This window comes from Phocaeicola massiliensis B84634 = Timone 84634 = DSM 17679 = JCM 13223 (genome assembly GCF_000382445.1).
GTDB classification, from domain to species: Bacteria; Bacteroidota; Bacteroidia; order Bacteroidales; family Bacteroidaceae; genus Phocaeicola; species Phocaeicola massiliensis.
In genome coordinates, this window is sequence record NZ_KB905483.1 from 1 (window position 1) to 1,734 (window position 1,734).

The 1,734-nt window shown below is 38.3% G+C and carries 2 protein-coding genes; both read left to right on the forward strand.

Annotated features, from left to right (window positions below):
- Positions 1-1,351: 6-bladed beta-propeller (locus tag HMPREF1534_RS00020; protein ID WP_005948060.1), on the forward strand; the 1,351-nt coding region annotated here is incomplete at its 5' end.
- Between the two features lie 18 nt (positions 1,352-1,369).
- On the forward strand, positions 1,370-1,624 hold the full coding sequence (locus HMPREF1534_RS00015) for a TIGR04149 family rSAM-modified RiPP (RefSeq protein ID WP_005948061.1): 255 nt from the start codon (positions 1,370-1,372) through the stop codon (positions 1,622-1,624).
- Positions 1,625-1,734: the final 110 nt, after the last annotated feature.

Here is a 1,734-nt window from a genome sequence, read left to right on the forward strand (position 1 = left end):
AAATAGGCTTACCAATCTGTCATTCTGTACTGAAATGGAAATAATAGTTCAATTTGAATATGTATTCCATTTCACTCAGAATGACAATATATCATTAATAAATATCAATATGAAAAAGTATTTATTCTTCCTCATAATTGCAATCGCTTTCTGCTCCTCTTGCCAGCACAAAGCAAACAATAAAGAAGCGGTAGCCAATGACACTATAGTGGAGGAGCCTGCCTTTCGGGTTATCAATTTCACAGAAGACCTGACCGATTGCGGAAAGCCGTTAGTGTTAAGTGACATCGTGGATAATGTGGAATACCTCAAACTAGAAACCACGGAAAAAGGATTTATTGCAGAGATAGCAGACATAAAAATGTCCGATAAATATGTTATCCTGACTAGTTTTATGGTAGACCACGCTTTGCTGTTCGACCGTGTTACAGGCAAGTTTATCAGGACAATAGGAAAAGTAGGACAAGGGCCTGGAGAACTGCTCTCGCCATGCTATGTAGGAATACAAAATGACAGTATAGTCTATATCTCGTCCACCTATACTTATGCACTTTTTGCACATAAGATTACAGGGGAATTTATCAAGAAGATTCCTTTAGAGCCTAATGTACAATATCCGACTATGAATTTTGTTGATGATTATATCATTCATTATCCCGGAAATGCGAATATTACCGGCTTATATGCCAATGTCTATGTGCAGGATTGGGATGGCAATGTCATACAGGAAAGCGTACACCAATTTCCCGGGAAGTTTACTGAAAACCTGTGGGTAAATCTTCCAATTGTATGGACCTATAAAGGTATACACAATGTATTTTCTTGTGCTACTGATACGGTATATGCTGTTACAAAAGATTCCATTTATCCGCGTTATTACATACCGGAAGGAAAATACAAAAGAGAAATTTGTGACCGTCACACCAAAGTTAACTGGGACTTCTTTACGGATGCCATACAGTTGGGAAGCATTGCCGAGACAAAAGATTTTTTGCTGTTTAGTTTCGATTTGCATCAAAAGTACTGGTTCTGCCGTTACAATAAGCACAACTCAGAAATCGATATTTGGAAACAAGACAGCACAGAACCCACAAAAGCATTTGCAAAGAAACCGGTGGGTATCACAAACGATATTGATGGTTATAACCTTTCTCTATCCGGATTCCGATATATTGACGACAGGCATTTTGTTCGTTTCATCACCCCGGATAACGCCGATGAGATTAAGAAGATAGTATCCGAATCCACTAACGTGAAGTTCCCCGAAAAGCGTCAGCAACTCTTGGAACTGATTGACTCGCTGGGGCCGGATGATAATCCGATTCTGGCTATTTATAAACTGAAAGATTAACATAAAAACAAATCAACCATGAAACAGCTAAAGAAAATCAAATTGAATGACTTGAATGAAAGCGAATTAAAAGAACGCGAAATGAATGCTCTTTATGCAGGTCGTGCATGCAGTTGCAGTTGCTCTGCACCCGGTGGTTCATCAATTTCCGATAATGGAAATGGTAACTATCGAATTGGTGAAAGTGGTGGTCACTCTATTTCTGGTACACCTGCTATATGCTTCACTAACGAGTTTGGAAACGGTATTCAAGGTGCTGTTGATAATTGGTAACACCTAAAAGTCAGTAAATAGGCTTACCAATCTGTCATTCTGTACTGAAATGGAAATAATAGTTCAATTTGAATATGTATTCCATTTCACTCAGAATGACAATATATCAT

Coding starts and splice junctions, on each gene's coding strand:
- HMPREF1534_RS00015 (WP_005948061.1), top strand. CDS start 1,370: ATGAAACAGCTAAAGAAAATCAAATTGAATGACTTGAATGAAAGCGAA.